Genomic DNA, 16,605 nt, shown 5'->3' with positions numbered 1-16,605 from the left:
GTCGCATGAGGGAGAGCTTCGCCGCGGTACGACGGGTGTCTTTCAAGCGCCGACGCGCAGCGTGGCGGAAGAGTCCAGCAACGCTAGACGACGATACCGGTTTCGAAATTTCACTGCCACCGGTCCAGACTCCTTTTCGGCGGCGGTGCGGGTTTGAAGCCACCCCTCCAGACACGCGGCGGCGAGCGCTGGCTCCCAGGTGTCGAGCGCGTGGGTGGAGACCTCTTCGTCCAGCGCGTCATAGACGGCGCGCGCGAGCGGCAACTGGCCCGCATTGGCACACAACCGCGCCAGCTCCAGCCGGGAGATGAAGCGGGCGCGGCCGGTGCTGGCGGCCGTGACGGCAGCCTGCAACCGGGTGACCGCTTCGTGGACGCGGCCTTCCTCCAGCAACGTGCGGGCTTCGGCTTCCAGCGCCGCGCTGTCGGCATGGACAGACGGGCCCAGCGACAGGGGCCCCAGCGCCAGGGCCGTGGACACTGACGCCACGGCGGCGGAAGGGGCGGGTGGGGGCGCGCTCGCGCGGAGGACGTGGTTGCGCAGCCAGTCCTGGGTGGCGTCATCCGTGAGCGGGCTTCCCAGGGTGGAGAGGAGCGTCTCCACGCCGCTCATCCGGCGGAGCTGGATGGCCAATTCCTGTACCAGCGCGGTGCGAGCCCCGGTGTACGCGGCACCCAGTCCCTCCAGGGCGGTGGCGCTGTACCGGTGGAGCGTCAGCGAGAAGCGGTGGCGGGCGAGGGCCGACTCGGACTCGTCCAGCAGCTCGCCCCAGCGCTGGTTCTGCTCCAGGGTCTCCAGCTTGCTTCCCAGCAGGTCCGGCAGTGGGTGAATCTGGGTGCGGCCATTGCCATCCGTGGCGGGCGGCTGGGTCAGGTGCAGCCACAGTCCCATGCGGTTGAGGCGGTAGGAGAGCGGGTCCTCGGGGCTTGCCCGGCGAAGCGCTCCCGCGGCTCCCAGCAGCGCGCCGCCCACGGTGCGCAGGAAGTCGGTGATCGCCTCCACGCTGGACAGATCCGGCGCGGCGGGAAGCTCGGGGAGAGGCGGGACTTCGATGGCGGCGCGCGGTGGGGCGGGTGTGCCGTTAGCGGAGGCGCCGCCCTGGCTGGCTGCGCTGCCTTTGGCGGTGTCCTGAGCGGTGCTGCTCTTGGCCGGGGCGGGGGCGCTCTTTGTCGTGGGATTGCCCTGGGCGGTGTTGCCTTTGACCGGGGCGGAGCTGTTTCCAGCACCGTTGGCTTGAGCAGGTTTGCCTTTGGCGCTGGCATTGCCCGCCTCCCGAGCGGAGCGGTTGCCATTGTCGTTCGTGGGCGTTTCAGTGTTGTCCGGAGCCGCTCCTGGCCGCGTGGCAGTCGTGGCGTCCGCCGCGCGCACAGCGGTCTCTCCATCCTCGCCGGACGGGGTGTCCTCGTCCTGGGACGGCGCAGTCCCATCCACCGGCGTCTGCGAGGCGTCTGCGTCCTCCGAGGACGCCGTGCGTCCCTCCGGTACGCTCGCGGGTTCGGGCTCGGGGAGTCCGGCGCGGAGCCGGGCGATGGCGTCCTGGAGCGGCCCGAACGCGGGAGCCATGTCGGAGAACCGCTCGCGTGAGAGCTGGGCCAGGCGCTTCACCGCGACCGCCAGCGCATCCAGGGGCTCCGCGCTCACGGAGGCCTGGTCCACGGTGGGCAGGATGCGGCCCAGCCGGTCCACGAACCAGGCCACGGCGTTGGCCCGGCCGCGCAGCCGCTTCGCCTCCGGGAAGAGGTCCTGCCAGTAGCGCTCCGTCACCTCGGCGAGCACGGCCGTGCCGGTGGCCGCGCCGTCCAGGCCTCGTGTGGCATACAGGCCATAGGCCATGTACGAGGCGAGCCAGAGGTCCTTGGTGGTGTGCTTCAGCAGCTCGCTGGCGCCCTCGACGACGTCATCCCAGCGCACGGCGTTGCTGGCCGGAGACTCCAACTTCGCGACTTCCAGCGCGACGGCCTCGTATGCGGGCTCGTGCTTCGCCTGCACGCCGGCCGGAGACGCCCCCGGCACGGGCTCGGCCCAGGGGCGGGCACGTTCACGAAGCTGTTCCAGGGAGGGAGGCATAGGCGTGGTGGGCCTTCAGCGCGAAAGCGTCTGCAACAGCTGTTCCAGGGTGGTGGACGGCGCGTCGATGACCTGTCGCGCCGAGGCCGTGAGGCCCTTGCGCGCGTTGTCGATGGCGGCGGGGCGCTCGGTGCGCAGTGGCCACACCTGGGCGCCCGGACGGCTGGGCTGGGCCAGCGCGAGGAAGAGGGCAGGGGAGGCCGCTCCCAGGCTGATGAGCAGCCGGGGCTTCTCGCCCTCGGACCAGAAGAAGGCCGGCGGCTGGTGCGTCCACTTGAGCAGCCGCGAGGACAGCTCCAGCCAGGCTACGGGGCCCACGCGCGTGGTCAGCGGACAGTCCAGGGTGACGCCAGCCGGTGACTGCTCCTTGCCGCGCTCGCCCGCGCACGCGGTGAGGAAGGTGTGCAGCGCGTAGTAACGCCCACCTTCCGGCGTGCTCTCCACCACCGGGCTCAGGAGGTCCACGGTGTGGTGCTCCGCCAGCACGGCGTTGAGCAGCCGCTTCGCGAGGCTGTAATCCCCTGGCCCCGGCAGGGGCAGCGCCGCCACGCGCTCCAGCAGTTGTGGTACGTCCAGCTCCGCGGCGGACTGGGCCAGCGCACCGGCGGCGCGCAGGAAGGGCTGGTACGCCTCCGGCGTCAACGCGAGCCGCGAGGCCGTCTCCGCCGAGGACACCTCGGTGAAGATGGCCAGCGGGAATGTCCGGCCCACGCTGTCCTGGCTGGGCGCCATCAACCCCACCAGCGCCTGCTTCTGGCCGGGCGCGGTGAAGACGAAACAGACGGGCTCGGCGGGCAGGTCTACCCGGGCTCTTCGCGAACGCTCCACGCCCGCTTCCATCCAGCCGTAGAGCTGGAGGGCCAGCGGGGTGGCCGCGTTGTGGCGGATGAACTCGGCCTGTCGGGGCGTCTTGCCCAGCAGGCCGATGCGCGGCGACTGCACTGCCATGTCAATGAACCCCATCCGCCGCGATGGCCTGCGGCGCGCACTCGCCTTTGCGAGCGATGGTCGTCGGTGGCTGCAACCCCGGGTCCCGGAAGATGGCCAGCAGCTTGGACGTGTTGCCCGACATCCCGAAGAACGGGTTGGCGGTGCGCTCCGGACGGAAGTCGATGGAGACCAGCGCGCCGTTCATCTCCTCGATTTCCCACGTCGCGGTGAAGTAGCGGCCGTCCGCGCTGGGCTCGATGCGCTTGACGCGCTCCAGCAGGCGGAACAGGCCCCAGTCACCCTCGGCCTCCAGCGTCGTCTCCGTGGAGCCGTCCGCGCTCTGCACGGTGATGCGGGCGCCGAGCTTGCCTGCCTGACCGGGCCAGATCATCGGCTTCCACACCGTGTCCGGGCCGTTGCGGTACGTCTCGTCCGTACCGTCGAGCGTCAGGGTGATGGATGAAATCTGCGACGCCATGCCGTCCGCGGAGACGCCCGGGCGCAGGCGCACCTGGAAGCGGACCAGCGGGTCCACCGTGTCGCCGCCGGGGAAGAGCGTGGTGGAGAGCGCGCCCGTCTTCTCCAGGAAGCCGAGCAGGTCAGGCCGGTACATGACCCCGCCCGACGAGGTGAATTCCCACCGGCGTCCGGTGGCCACCACGTCCTCCAGGAGCTGCTCCTTGACGAACTTGCGCACCAGGCCGCCTTCGGGGCGCAGGAACTCCGCGACCTCGGGCAGTGGCGCGTCCGCCTGCGACGCGCGGTCGAACGGATACTTGCCCTTGAAGGCGCTGCTCCACGCCGTCACCACCTGGTCCTGCCACAGCTTGCTCTTGTTGCAGGCCACGCCCACGAACACCACCGAGCGCATCTCCTGGAACGGCGGCAGCAGCAGCCGCTCGAAGATGGCGACGTTGTCCGTCTGCTTGCGGACCATCATCTCCACGTTGTTGCGGGTGGACTCAATCTTGTCCAGCAGCAGGCCGGACTCGGCCGGCTTGTCCTTCACCGCCAGCAGCGTCGTCTGGACGGTGGCCAGCTGGTCTTCATACGAATCCAGCGCCGTCAGGGACTCTTCGCCGTCCTCCGTCTTGGAGGTCTCCGTGGCGAAGCGGATGAGCGAGGCGAACTCGCGCTCCAGGTCGCGGGCCGTGACTTCCTGGGCGCCGGAAGGTGAGTTGGCGTTCAGCAGCTCGCGCTTCTGCGGCACGACCTTCCCGGGCTCCGAGCCGAACAGCTTCCCCGCCTTGGCCAGGAAGCCCGTTTCGGTCTCCGCCGCCTTGGCGTCGCGCTTGTCGAGCACCACGTTGTACGTGAGCGCGCGGAACAGCCGCCCGTAGGGCTTGGGCTTGCCGCGCGTCAGGTTCGTCAGCAGGCTCTCCATCTGCGTCAGGTTCTCCGGTGCCTGCACGCGGATGGAGCCGAGGAAGTCCTTCCACTCCTGGGTGTAGGCCTCGAAGTAGCGGGTGCGCAGCTCGCGCCGCGAGCTCACCGTGTCCACCTTCTCATCGCGGTCCAGCACCCACGACTGCTGGTCCTGGAAGGCCAGGTCCAGCCGCTCGCGGATGACGTCGTCGTAGGCCTTGCGAGTGAAGGCGCCCCGCACGCGCGAGGTGGCGCTCATCTGCGGCACGGAGCCCACGAGCTGCTCCAGCGTCACGTCCGGGTACGCGCCGCTCATGTTGGCCACCAGCTGCGCCAGCTCCAGCCGCACCAGGGGCACGTTGTTGAGCGAGCGGCGCGCCGACTGCACCACGCCGGTGACGCGGCCGAAGGCGATGCGCTGCTCGCGCGCCGGCTTCTGCTCCTCGGGGAGCATCTGCTCGTTGGCGAGCATCAGCAGGAACGTCTCCGCGTGGTTCGCCACCGCCCGCTCGTCCACCGCGTCGCCCCGCACGCGCTTCCAGTGCTTGACGATTTCGTCCTGGAGCCACTTGCGCTGCAACTCGTCCAGCTCCGGCTCGCGCGGGTCGCGGGGCGTGGTCACCAGCAGGTACATCTTCAAGTCGTCGAAGTACTGGCGGTACGCGTCGAAGTGCTTGCTGTAGTCCTCGTCGCTGCGCACCGTCAGCAGGTCCGGGTTCTTCCCGAAGTTGTCCAGGCGCTGCTGGATGAGCTCGAACTGCTTGCCGAGCAGCACCCGGCGCAGCGCCGCGTTGTAGAACTGGCGCGCCTGCGGCAGCAGCTTCTGGCCCTGGTAGAGGCCGAAGCGCATGAACACGGGCGCGCTGCCTTCCTCGTACTCCGTCAGCTCCTGGAGCCGGTTGCGCAGCGGAATCAGGTCCTCGACGCGGCGGATGTCGTCACGCGGGTCCAGATTCACGCTGGTGATGGCCTCGGTGACGGCCTCCGCCATGTTGCGGTTCTTGAAGAAGGACACCGTGGGCAGCGACAGCAGCAGCACCGTGGCGGCGGAGGCCGCGCTGGCCAACATCATCCGCTGGCGGCGCACCCGCGCTTCCTCCAGCGAGCTGCGCACGGCCACCTGCTGGTCCTGGAACATCACCTTGGTGAAGACGTCCCAGAGGAAGTAGCTGCGGCCGTCCGTGGCGCCATCCGTCTGCGCCCGGCCGTTGGTGCTGCCGAAGATCTCCGCCGCGGACGGGGACACCTTGTCCACCGGGCGCAGCTCCTGCGTGCCGCTGTTGAAGTACAGGCCGCGGAAGACGGGCGTGTCCTGGAACACGTTCTCCAGGAAGAGCGGCTGGAGGAACTCCGCCAGGTTCTTCCGGAGCGCGTCGAACTTCTGCGGGAAGCCGTAGATCTTCTCGCGCGTCTCCAGCCGGCGCTCCTGGCCCAGCCGGCGCAGCGAGCGCTGCTCCAGCACGGAGAGCATCTGGTCGAAGCGCTCGCGGAACAGGTCCGTGCTCGCCTCGCGCTGCTGCTCCAGCGGCACGGTGAAGCCCCAGATCTGCCCGCGCTCCACGCGCGACAGGTCGGAGAACATCTCCACGAAGCCGGGCAGCAGGTCGCACTTGGTGATCATCACGTACACCGGCACCAGCATCTTCAGCCGGGTCGTGATTTCATCCAGGCGCTCGCGGATGGTCTGCCCCATCTCCCCCACGGCCTGAGGGTCCGCGTTCAGCAGCTCGCTGACGCTGATGGCCACGATGAGGCCGTTGATGGGACGGCTGGGGCGGTGCTTCGCCACCGTGTCCAGGAAGGCCAGCCACTCCGGCCGGTCCTCCTCGGCGCTGGTGTAGCGGCCGGCCGTGTCCAGCAGCACGGCCTCATTGGTCAGCCACCAGTCGCAGTTGCGCGTGCCGCCCACGCCGCGCACGCCGCCGCGCGCGGAGAGGTACGGGAACTTCAGCCCGGAGTTGCGCAGCGCGGTGCTCTTGCCGGCGCCCGGAGGACCGACGATGAGGTACCAGGGCAGCACCGCCAGCGCGTCCTTGCCGCCGCGCGCCAGCTTGGAGGCCTTGAGCGCCTCCACCGCCTTGGTGAACTCCGACTGCATGGCCTTGATTTCAGGCTGCAGGTCCGGCCGCACGGTGGTGGCCTGCTCATCCGCCTGCGCCGCCAGCGCGCCCTCCAGCTTCTTGGCGGCGGCGCGCGCGCGGATGCGCTTGACCAGCCACACCACGCCGGCGGCCAGCATGCCCGCGAGCGCGGCGACGATGGCCGCTTGCTGCATGGAGAGGCCCAGGTAGGTCATCAGGGCGAACATCGGCGCGCCGATGCCCAACAGCGGTAACAGGTACGCCATCACTGCGCCCCTCCCGCTGCCTGCGTCTGGCTGGCGCTCGTCGCCGTGTTGCGGGCCGCGTGGACCTCGATGCGGCTTCTCAGCTCACCGACCTTGTCGTTGAGGAAGAACTGCAGCACGCCGTAGAACAGGACGGCCACCGCGAGCGCCCCGGCGGAGATGCCCACCATTGACGCCTTCTTGCGCTTGGAGAGCAGCGATTCGGTGGGCCGGTCCCCGTGCGGTGACAGCACGTCGAAGTCGAAGGGCCGCGCGCGCTCCAGGTCCTTCTGCACCGTGTCGATGAGCGTCATCAGCTCCAGCTCGCCGCCGCGGATGCGGTAGCGGCCCTGGAAGCCGAAGAGCATGCACAGGTAGTAGACCTGCAGCACCTCGTGCCGGTGCGGGTCCTTTCGCACGGTGTTGAGGCGTGCGAAGAAGCCGTCGCCGGCGACGTTCTCGTTGAAGTAGTGGAGCTGGAGGGGCATCCAGAGCTGTCGGTACTCCTCCGGGCGGCCCAGGACGACCTCGTCGATGAGCGCCACCAGTGCGTAGGCCATGTCCTGGGCGTCCTGATGGCTGAAGCCCAGCACGGCGGCGCGGCGCAGCGTCTCGTCCACCACGCCGCGAAGGCGATGGTGCAGCGTCTCGGGCGGGGGCACCGCCGAGGCTTCGGAGCCGCGCAGCTGGATGGCGGCGTCGAAACAGTCCTTCGTGGCTTCGGTGACTCGGTCCATGGGCGGCTCGGGGCGTCAGCGATTGGCGGTGGGAACCGCGAGCAGTTCCACGGTCGTTCGGCTCGCGTCGAACGGCTGCGGGAGGTAGATGGCGAGGTTGCGGTCCCGCATCACGTTCCTCCAGTAGCCGTCATTCATGGAGAGGCTGAAGTAGACGGTGCCCGGCTGCACGGGGACCTCGGGCGGCGGCCGGTACGTCACCGCCAGCGGCACGCCGGGCGCGGCGGCCTGCACCAGCGCGCGGATGTCCTCCCAGGCGGCCACCTTCGACAGCTTGGGGAGCTGCTCGGCCACCACGCGTTCCGGCAGCTCGCTGCGCACCGCGAGGATGAAGTGGCCGCAGCGCTCCAGCCGGTCGTCCTCCAGCCGGCCGCGGAACATGCCGTCTGCGCCCGCCGTCAGGTCCACCGACAGGCACTGCTCCAGCGCCACCGCGCGCATCAGCTCGGAGAGGCGGCGGAACAGCTCCTCGAAGGTGGCGCGCAGGTTGGTGAACTGGAAGGTGGGCAGCGTGGACGGGTCCGCGCTGACGGAGAAGGTGCACAATTGCCCCGCGCACTGCGCCAGCGCCAGATACAAGTCCCTGGGCCGCAGGTTGCCCGCGTCCAGCGCGTGCTGGAGGAAGGGGATGGTGCCGTTGAGCGCGTTGAGCTCCAGGAAGAGCGTCACGTCGCCCGCGGTGAACTCCAGCGCCGAGGCGTCCCGGTGCCGCCGCCGTGAGGACAGCTGCCGCTGCTTGGACACCATCAGCCGCAACATCGTCCGCAGCTCGTTCATGACGAACGGGGACGCGTCGATGCGCAGGCACGGCGGGATGAAGGACTCCACCAGCGTCAGGTTGCCGGAGCGGTCGCGGGACAGCTCGCACAGCTTGATGGACTCGAAGTCGTCGCGCGGCTCGGTGCCGAACAGCAACCGCACGTTGCGCTGACCGAAGGCCACCTGCGAGATGGAGGTGGAGGCCGTCAAATCACTGACGGGGCGGGAGGTGGGCGTGTAGCGCGGGCTGCTGCCCAGCCGCTCCCCGCTGCCGAAGCTCTCCACGCCGCTGCGCTCGCGCGGCACGCCCAGGTACACGTCCAGGGTGCGCTGGGCGGGCGGGAAGTAGCCATCCGCGGGCCGCGCGGGCGGCGCCTCCGCGTCTCCGGACTCGAAGGAGACCGGCAGACCGTCGGGGAGGATGCCGGTGAAGTGGGTCAGCTGCACCTGGCCGGCGCGTAGCGCCTCCATGTCGAACTCCAGGGCCACGACGCCCCAGGGATACGGTTCGAGCGAGGCCAAGCGCTGATCCAGCAGTTGCTCGTGGTAGAGGTCCTGCTGCTGGAGGTGGTGGGGGCTCATGAACATGCCCTCCGACCAAACGACTCGCTGCACGGACTTCATACACCTCTCCGCGGCGACACGCCGTCGCCTGCTTGGGGTTGGAGTCGAGGCTCCGGCGCCTGCGTCATGGGCCGGAACATCAGGTCAATCTGATAGCCTTGCAGCCGGTAGCGGAAGACCTCGTCCCCCGGCTTCGGGTCGCCCTGGTCACCCGCGGGGCGCTCTACGCAGCGCGCTTCCTCCACCACGGGGAGCGCCGCCACCGTCCGCCACGAATAGCCCAGCGGCTGCCGGAAGTGCCCCATGGCCAGGACGAAGCGGGCCTTTGGATCACGCTGCACCCAGCGCTTCACCTGGCGGCCGGGCGGAATCACCAGCTCGGCCACCTGGAGCAGGTCCTCCTTGAGGAACTCCTCCGGCTTGCCCCACAGGTCCTTGAAGCCCGCGCGCTCCAGCCGGACGCTGTCCTTGAGCTGGACGATCTGCACCACGGTGGGCAGTGAGCGCCCGCGCGCGTCGGGATTGAGCTGCTCCGACGCATCCACCACCACCTGGAACGGCGGCGGCGTCTCACACGCCTGGGGCACACGCTTCACGCAGCCCGCGCTCCCGCTCAAGGCGGCCGCGAGCGCGATGACCACACCCCACCGGAGGTTCCGGCCGGCACTCCACACCGGACCGGCGCCTGTGTGTCCTAGCGCCAAGATTCGTATTCCTTGAAAGAACGCACGGGTCCTTACAACTTCCGTGCGAAGCGTAAACTGCCAGACAGGACGGACAGGATTCAAGCCACCCCCAGATGGCGGTTCCCTGTCTGCTCCTAGTTCTCGGAAATCTTGGAGCCCTTGATGACGACGTCGCCTGTCGCGGTGACCTCGATCTTGGCGCCCTTGATGACCACGTCCCCGTTCTTCTTCACCTGGAGCGTGGCGGAGCCGACCTTGAGGGTGAACTGCTCCTGGGCAACCAGTGAGATTTCCTTGGCGGACAGTGTGTAGGCGTCCTTGGCGGCGTGGTTCACCTTGCCGGCCACGCTGACCATCATGTCCTTGTCCACCTTGAGCGTGCGGGACTTACCCACCTCTTCGGAGAGGTCCCCGCCCACCTGGAGCGTGCGGGCGCCCTTGACCGTCTCGGACTTCTTGGCGCCGACGACCTCCACCTTGGCGCCGCCCACCTGTTCGGACTTGAGGCCGCCCACCAGCTCGTTGAAGGCGGCGCCCACGGTGACGGCGAGCGCGCCGCCCACGTTGAGCATCTTTCCCAGGGCCACCGTCTCCGCGGAGGCCATGGCCACCGTGAGGGCCTGGTTGCCGCTGACGCTGATGGACTGGTCCCCGGCCACCGCTTCGGTGTGGTTGCCGCCCACGGTGGTGGAGCGGTTCTGCGTGACGGCCAGCGTCTGGTTGCCGGTGACGGTGCTGTCGTCGTTCTTCTTCACCAGCAGGGCCTGGTTGCCCTCGATGACGCGGGAGCGGTCCTTGCGCACCAGCAACGTCTCGTTGCCGCGGACCTCCTGCGTCTTGTCGTTCTCCACGACGATGTTGAAGTCCTTCTGCGCGTGCAGATAGATGAGCTCGCTGCCGGCCGCGTCCTCGAAGCGCAGCTCGTTGGAGCCCGCGCCGCCGGGGCTGGAGCTGGAGCGCAGCGTGCTCTGCGTCTTGTTGCCGGGCAGGTCGATGGGCGTCGGATTCGCCCCGTTGTAGACGCTGCCGGTGACGATGGGCCGGTCCGGGTCGCCCTCGAGGAACTCGACGACGACCTCATGGCCGATGCGCGGCAGGTACAGGGCGCCCCAGCCCGGGCCCGCCCAGGCCTGGCTGACGCGGATCCAACAGGAGCTCTTGTCGTTGTTCTTGCCCTCGCGGTCCCAGTGGAACTGGACCTTGATGCGGCCGTGCTCGTCGGTGTGGATCTCCTCACCGCTGGGGCCCACCACGATGGCCGTCTGCGCGCCCGGAATCACCGGCCGGGGCGTCACGCGCGGTGGGCGGAAGGGCACCTCCGCGGGCTGGCAGAGGAATTCGTTGCGGTAGTCCTCCCGGCTGCGCAGCGAGCCCTGCTCGATGCTCAGCGCCTCCGACTGGTGGCCCAGGTGCCGCACGGAGACGGGCAGGTACTTGCGGTTGGCGGCCTCGTCCGGGTGCTCCGCCAGCTCGAAGGAGTGGCCCACGCAGATGCGGCGGCTGTAGCTGGCGCCCGTCACCGTCTCCGCCCGAGCGCGCAGCTCCTCCAGGCGCACCTTCGCCAGGCTGCGGCCGGGCGCGGGCTCCTCATAGCGGCCGGGGTAGTCGTAGATTTCGAGCGCGGCCTCGCCGTCCTCCGCCTCGGAGCTGGCACCCAGGTCCTGGGCGGGACGCAGGAAGTTGTAGTCGCGCAGGGCCACCGCGCCGGGCTGCACCTCCATGCGGGAGACCAGCTCGTGGACGTACTCCTGCGAGGCGACCATCTGGCTGCGCTCGCGGAAGACGAGCTTGGATTCGCCCTGCATCTCGGGATTGGCGGAGGCGCCGTCGCCAATCACCATCATGTGGGCGTCCTCGCCGTGCTCGAAGAAGTAGAAGATGCCTTCTTCCTCCAGGAGGCGGGACACGAAGTCGAGGTCGGACTCGCGGTATTGCACGCAGTAGTCGCGCTTGGGGTACGTGCCGGTGAGCGCCAGCCGGTGCTCCACCTTGGCCTCGTCCAGCACCTTGTGGACGATGTCCGGGACGGTCATCTCCTGGTAGATGCGGCTCTTGCGGCGGTGGCGGAGTGTCCACAGCCGCGGCACCACGGTGGCGCGGTAGCGGCGGCGCTCCGGGCCGTTGCCTTCATCCCACCGTGACATCCGTGACACGATGCCGTGGAAGAAGCGCGCGGTGCCGTCTCCGAGCATGATGGTGAGTCGGGCATCCTGACCCAGCAGCGCCTTCTCATCCACGTCCACGTCCGGCCGGGCGGCGAGCGCCACCTCCACCGCGTAAGGCTGGGACAGCGTCTCCTCGGCTTCAAATCCAAGGACGGCCAGCTCTCCGGCGGTGAAGGAACCTGCCTGGAACTCGAACTCAGCCTGGTTGGCTTTCAAGGCGGCGTTCGCGATCATCCACAGTCCCCCAGCGCAGGGCCTCGTCCATGGGATTTGGCCCGATTGTGGTGCGGCAGCATGCCACGAATTGGCGTACCAGGGGGGCCTGACACGAAATTTTCATTGCGGACGTGCGGTGGCGCTGGGGCCACCCCCATTCCAGGTCGGACTTCGGTGTAGAGTGGAAAAGGGGGGCTGGCTTGAAACTGCGGGTCTTCCCGGGGTACCCAGACGGCTTCGGGGAGAACCATGAGAAGAAAAGAGCTCCTGCACCGCGGGCTCGCGCTGGCACTCGCGCTGACGTCGCTGTCCGCCGGGGCGCAGGAAGCACCCGTGTTGCGAGGCTTCGACCTGGAGCGCCTGGAGCTGAATCCCGGCGCGGAGGGTTCGCTCCTCGTCGGCATGGGCGAACTGCTTCCCGTGGGGGCGTTCCGCGCGACGGTGATGATGCACTACGCGCATCAGCCGCTCGTCTACATGGACAACCTCATTCGCGAGCAGCCCGAGGTGGCCATCGTCTCTGGACGCACCACGGCGCATCTGGCCGCCGCGTATGCCCCGTTGGACTGGCTTCAGGTGGGCTTGCAGGTTCCCATGGTGGCTTTCCAGGGCGGTGATGACGTTGGCATGGCGCGTTATGGGATTGCCGTGCCCGCCAGTCAGGCGCTGTCCACGCCGGTGGTGAGCGCGCGCTTCGGCTTGCTGAGGCAGACGGAAGCGGGTGGGGTGGACCTGGCCTTGGATCTGGCGGCGGGGCTGCCGCTGGGCAGCGAGGGGGCCTTTGCCCGCGATGATGGCGGGCTCCGCTTGTCGCCGCGGGTGATGGTGGGACGGCACTTCGGCTTCATCCGCGCGGGCCTGGAGGTTGGCTATCTGCAGCGCCCTCGCGTGCTGCTGACGGACCGCACGGGCGAGACGGAGGATGAGGTGGGCCAGGAACTGCGCCTGGGCGTGGCGTTGGCCACGACGGGAAAGCGGCTGCGCTGGGAGCTCAACGTGCGGGGCATGGTGCCGCTGACGGATCAGCCGACCTCCCTGGAAGTGCTGCCCGGTGCGCGCTACCTGGTGGGCTCGTCGCTGGAGATGTTCGCGCTGGTGGGTGTCGGTGTGGGCGCCGCGCCGGGGACACCGCTGTTCCGGCTGATGGTGGGCGGGGCCTTTGGCAACGTGACGCCGCCGCGTGGCCCGGGCGAGTCTTCCGTCCGCTGTGAGATGGGGCTTCCGCCCGATGCGAAGATTCACGAGTGCCCGGACATGGACGAGGACGGCGATGGCGTGCGCAACGCCGACGACAAGTGCCCGCTCGTTCCAGGGGACGTGGCGCGCCAGGGCTGCTCGGCGCAGGACACGGATGGCGACGGAATCGAAGACATGTTGGACGGCTGCCCGTTGGAGCACGGTCCCGCTGCGCGCCAGGGCTGCCCGATTCCGGACCAGGACGGTGACGAGGTCCCCGACGAAATCGACAGTTGCCCGTCGGACCCGGGGCCCGCGGACAACCGGGGCTGCCCGGTGCGGGACACGGACGGTGACGGCATCGACAACGACAAGGACGAGTGCCCGAACGAGGCCGGTCCCATCGAGCGCAATGGCTGCCCGGAGTCAGACTCGGACAAGGATGGCGTGCCCAACCGCGCGGACAGCTGTGTGAATGAGCCGGGGGACGCCAAGAACCTGGGGTGCCCGCTGCACATCCTGCCGCTGGTGGAGATTCGCCCGGACCGCCTGGTGGTGATGGGCAAGGTCTTCTTCGAGCCGACGCAGGCACGCATCCAGAAGCGCTCCTATGAATTGCTGGATTGGGTGGCGCGCGTCATCCGGGAGCACCCGGAGATTCCGCTCGTCGTGGTGGGCGCGCACACGGACGACCGGGGCTTCCCAGACGACAACCGCCGTCTGTCGCAGGGGCGTGCGGAGGCCGTGCGCCAGTACCTCATCGGCCGGGACATCGCGCCCGAGCGGCTGAAGGCCCTGGGCTACGGCCAGGAGCGCCCCATCGACAGCAACGCGACGTCGAACGGCCGTGAGAACAACCGCCGCGTGGAGTTCCTGCTGGCGGACCCACAGCAAGACACGTCCGAGCGCGGTCAGCGCTGACGTGCGCCTCCGCGGAGAACCATCTCGATGAGAACGAATGCTCTGACGAAGGTGCTGATGGTGGCCGTAGGGCTCTGGGCCCTGCCGGCCCTGCCGGGTCCGGATACCTATCTGGTGGGGAATGGCCAGGATGGCGCTCGGAATATCGGCGGCGGGCCGGGTGGCACGGTCATCAACAACTACGCCCAGGCCCTGGAGCCGCTGGCGCCAGGGGACACGACCGTCAAGACGTCACTTGCGACCATCACCTCCCAGTCGGGGGCCAACGTCCCCGACTTCAATGGGCCTGGGGGTGGCACCGACGGCGACCTGGTGATGATCATCCAGACGACTGGCTTGGTTCCCGCAGCGGCCGTTGGGAGCGCCGCGCCCATCAGCCTCGAGGGAAGCTCGGTGGGGCGGTGGGAACTGGCACGAATCACCAACGTCAACCGCAGCGTGGAGAATGAGCTCACGCTGACGTTGGACCGGCCGCTGAAGTATTCCTACGCTGCGGACGTGACCCAGGTGGTCCGGGTGCCGGAGTACACGACGCTGACGCTCGCCAACAACGCGGTCGTTCACGCCGGGAACTGGGACCCCGAAACGTACACCGGCGGTGTGCTTGCCTTCCTGGCGACGGGCGCTGTCACGCTGGGTTCCGGGAGCAAGCTCAGTGCGAAGGGCGCGGGCTTTCACGGTGGCACGTACGTGGCGGATACCTCAGTCAATGGCGATGGACCCCTCAAGGGATGTCCCGCGAGCGGGCGGCCCGATTCGACGCGAGCGTTCAGCGGCGAAGGCCTGAACGCCGCCACGAATTCACCCCGGGGTGTGGACAATGTCGCCAACGGCGGCGGTGGCGGCGTCTGTCTTCGCGCGGGTGGCGGCGGCGGTGGCAATGCAGGCGCGGGAGGGCGCGGGGGGAGTTCGGACAGTGCGTCCGATGAGGGACGGGGAGCAGCCGCGGGGCAGGGGGGCGCTGCGCTCAGCGCTTCACCCTTGATGCAGCTCCTCATGGGGGGCGGCGGAGGCGCGGGCCATGGTCGGAGCGCGTCGCCGACGCCTCGGGGTGGTCACGGCGGCGGAATCATCTTCGTCCGGGCGCAATCCTTGTCAGGGGGTGTGTTGGACGCCTCCGGTGAGGCGGGCGTGGCGAGCAATGAGGACGGAGCGGGAGGTGGTGGTGCCGGTGGCACCATTCACGCCCGCTTCCTGCATGCAACGCCGTGTGGTGCCAGCAACTTCCTGGACGTCCGAGGCGGCGCTGGCGGGGCCACGACGCATGGTGGAGAGGGGTTGCGAGGACCGGGCGGAGGCGGAGGCGGAGGCCGGGTGCTCTTCCAGTCCCGAAACACGGCGACATGTGCGGTCAACATCGCGAGTGGTGTTGCTGGCCTCGCTGTGGCGGGAAACCATCATGACGCGGTGCCGGGCAACAGCTCGTTTCCCTATGCGGGCGCCGCGACCCTCATGGGTACGGAGTTCGCTGCCCCCGTTCAACCGACCATCACGGTCCCCGCTGGTTCCATTGTGACGAATAACCCCCTCCCAACGCTCAGTGGCACCAGCACGGCGAACTCGGAAGTGGTCATCTACGCGCTCGAGGGGGGCGCTGTGTCCGGGGTGGAGTACGGACGTGGCGTTGTTGGGAGCAACGGGAGTTTCTCCCTGACGCTCTCCCGGCCATTGCAAACGGGAGAGATTACGCACCTCGTGGCCGTGACGGAAGCCCAGGGGCTGCAAGGCGCGCCGAGCGCCTCGCGTGCCTTCACAGTCGACACAGAAGCCCCCGATACGTACTTCGCCGAGAACGGAGTTCCGGCTTCTCCCTCCAGGCTGTCCGCGGTGAGCTTCACCTTCGCATCGAATGAACCGACGGGTATCACCTACCAGTGCCAGGTGGTGTCAGGGATTGGCACGACGGCTCCCTCCTCGGGTTGGGAGCCTTGCGACAGCTCTTACACCACGACGACGACGCTCACGGATGGATTGACATACACGATGTGGGTCCGTGCCCATGACGCGGCGGGGAACCGGGATCCAACACCCGCTCGATATTCCTGGCTCGTGGATTGGACGCGCCCCGAAACCGAATTCGCCGCTAACGGCACCCCGGGGGGGACTTCCAACGTCGTCAACCCGGTGTTCCGATTCACCACGGAGGCGAACGCCACCTTCGAGTGCATCCTGGTCCCTCCTGGAGCAACGACGGCTCCCCTGGAGACCGACAACCGATGGGCCGCTTGCACGAATCCCTATGTCGCGCCTACTCGGTCAGACGACACTGAGAACACACTGTGGGTTCGGGCGGTGGATGCGGCGGGGAACGTGGATGACACTCCTGCCAGTTATTCGTGGACGGTGGACCTGAGCGACCCGGACACGGCATTCACGGGGACGCTGCCCGACCCTGTGAACAACCTTGCATCGGTGACCTTCACCTTCGGCTCGAACGAGTCGAATGTCATCTTCGAGTGCAGCTTGAATGGGGCGCTCTTCGCCACGTGCACGAGTGGAAGCAGCATCGCGACGACGGAACTGGAGGCTTCGTTCACGCTGCTGGTTCGGGCGAAGGACCAGGCGAACAATGTGGACAAGACGCCCGCCAGGTACGATTGGCGGACGGACAAGGTTCGTCCGGACACGGTGTTGCACACCACGATGGGCAGCTTGAGCAACGCGCTGCAGGCGGGCTTCGACTTCAACTCTCC

Annotated in this window: 9 protein-coding genes; 2 read left to right on the top strand and 7 right to left on the bottom strand. The window is 68.6% G+C overall.

Going from position 1 to position 16,605, the window contains the following annotated elements; all coding sequences use genetic code 11:
* Positions 1-42 precede the first annotated feature (42 nt).
* The 7 genes from tssA to BLU09_RS28500 form a co-directional block, all read right to left on the bottom strand.
* Entirely contained in the window at positions 43-2,067 is a 2,025-nt protein-coding gene (gene tssA / locus BLU09_RS28530) for a type VI secretion system protein TssA (RefSeq protein ID WP_090493019.1), read from the bottom strand.
* 15 nt (positions 2,068-2,082) lie between these two features.
* Complete coding sequence (gene tagF / locus BLU09_RS28525; RefSeq protein WP_090493017.1) at positions 2,083-3,015, bottom strand: type VI secretion system-associated protein TagF; 933 nt, start codon at positions 3,013-3,015, stop codon at positions 2,083-2,085.
* A 1-nt stretch (position 3,016) separates the two neighbouring features.
* Positions 3,017-6,709 carry a type VI secretion system membrane subunit TssM gene (gene tssM / locus BLU09_RS28520; protein ID WP_244172086.1) on the bottom strand — a complete coding sequence of 1,231 codons (3,693 nt, stop codon included), beginning with the start codon at positions 6,707-6,709 and terminating at the stop codon, positions 3,017-3,019.
* On the bottom strand, positions 6,709-7,425 hold the full coding sequence (locus tag BLU09_RS28515) for a DotU family type IV/VI secretion system protein (protein ID WP_090493012.1): 717 nt from the start codon (positions 7,423-7,425) through the stop codon (positions 6,709-6,711). The genes tssM and BLU09_RS28515 overlap by 1 nt, the downstream gene beginning before the upstream one ends.
* 15 nt (positions 7,426-7,440) lie before the next feature.
* Entirely contained in the window at positions 7,441-8,766 is a 1,326-nt protein-coding gene (gene tssK / locus BLU09_RS28510; RefSeq protein WP_244172085.1) for a type VI secretion system baseplate subunit TssK, read from the bottom strand.
* Positions 8,767-8,804: 38 nt separating this feature from the next.
* Positions 8,805-9,389, bottom strand: coding sequence for a type VI secretion system lipoprotein TssJ (gene tssJ, locus BLU09_RS28505; protein WP_225909366.1), 585 nt, complete (start codon positions 9,387-9,389; stop codon positions 8,805-8,807).
* 179 nt (positions 9,390-9,568) lie between these two features.
* Positions 9,569-11,833: a type VI secretion system tip protein TssI/VgrG gene (locus BLU09_RS28500; protein ID WP_090493007.1), complete on the bottom strand. Its 2,265-nt coding sequence runs from the start codon at positions 11,831-11,833 to the stop codon at positions 9,569-9,571.
* Between the two features lie 231 nt (positions 11,834-12,064).
* Between BLU09_RS28500 and BLU09_RS28495 the strand changes: the two genes are divergently transcribed.
* Together BLU09_RS28495 and agmC are read left to right on the top strand one after the other, a co-directional pair.
* The gene (locus BLU09_RS28495) at positions 12,065-13,912 is read left to right on the top strand and encodes an OmpA family protein (RefSeq protein WP_090493005.1); all 1,848 of its coding nucleotides are present in this window, start codon (positions 12,065-12,067) and stop codon (positions 13,910-13,912) included.
* 27 nt (positions 13,913-13,939) lie between these two features.
* On the top strand, positions 13,940-16,605 hold a 2,666-nt coding region (gene agmC / locus BLU09_RS28490), incomplete at its 3' end, for an adventurous gliding motility protein AgmC (protein ID WP_425270588.1).

Origin of the sequence: Myxococcus virescens, assembly GCF_900101905.1 — a bacterium.
Lineage (GTDB): Bacteria > Myxococcota > Myxococcia > Myxococcales > Myxococcaceae > Myxococcus > Myxococcus virescens.
Note: the sequence above shows the minus strand (reverse complement) of the source record. Positions and strands in the feature narration are given on the sequence as shown.

Bases quoted from the DNA above. Each gene is read 5' to 3' on its own strand.
- tssA (WP_090493019.1), bottom strand. From the start codon at position 2,067: ATGCCTCCCTCCCTGGAACAGCTTCGTGAACGTGCCCGCCCCTGGGCC.
- tagF (WP_090493017.1), bottom strand. From the start codon at position 3,015: ATGGCAGTGCAGTCGCCGCGCATCGGCCTGCTGGGCAAGACGCCCCGA.
- tssM (WP_244172086.1), bottom strand. From the start codon at position 6,709: ATGGCGTACCTGTTACCGCTGTTGGGCATCGGCGCGCCGATGTTCGCC.
- BLU09_RS28515 (WP_090493012.1), bottom strand. From the start codon at position 7,425: ATGGACCGAGTCACCGAAGCCACGAAGGACTGTTTCGACGCCGCCATC.
- tssK (WP_244172085.1), bottom strand. From the start codon at position 8,766: ATGAGCCCCCACCACCTCCAGCAGCAGGACCTCTACCACGAGCAACTG.
- BLU09_RS28500 (WP_090493007.1), bottom strand. From the start codon at position 11,833: ATGATCGCGAACGCCGCCTTGAAAGCCAACCAGGCTGAGTTCGAGTTC.
- BLU09_RS28495 (WP_090493005.1), top strand. From the start codon at position 12,065: ATGAGAAGAAAAGAGCTCCTGCACCGCGGGCTCGCGCTGGCACTCGCG.